General features: G+C 76.5%; 1 protein-coding gene. It reads left to right on the forward strand.

Annotation, left to right across the window (positions count from 1 at the left end; genetic code table 11):
• Window positions 1–108: 108 nt before the first annotated feature.
• The coding region (locus AC2W7G_RS18390; protein ID WP_485869701.1) for a hypothetical protein at window positions 109–519 on the forward strand (411 nt) is incomplete at its 3' end.

The raw sequence follows: 519 nt of genomic DNA on the forward strand, positions 1-519 counted from the left end.
CCCCCGCGGCCGAGGCGCCCGTCGCCGCGGCCCCGGCCGCCGCACCCCGCGTCGTCCGGCGGCCCGCGCCCGGCGGACCTGTCCTTCGACGCGGCCGACGCGACCCGGGTGCTCATCGCCTGGTGGACGAAGGTGCGTCCGGACCAGGTCGGTGCCGCCGACTCGATCGAGGCGCTCACCGACGGCGTGTCGTCGCGCCGCAACCAGCTGCTCGTCGACCTCGGCGGGGAGCTCGGCCTGGGCGCCATCGACGGTGCTGCCGACGCGGACATGACCGCGCTGGCCACGACGGTCAAGGGCCTGGCCCGCGGCTACAAGCCGTTCGGCCCGGTGCTGACCGAGACGTTCGCCGACCACCTCAAGAAGGTGCTCGGCCCGACCGGCCGCAAGCAGTCGGCGATCGCCGAGCGCGTCTCCGGCGTCTGGCAGCTCGGTCCCGGCTGGGTGTCGCACGTCGTCGCGGAGACGGCGCTGACCACCCGTGAGGGCGCCAGCGTCCGCGGCGCGACTTCGGCGCCG

The organism is Aeromicrobium sp. PFPM2_SD2 (assembly GCF_057364525.1).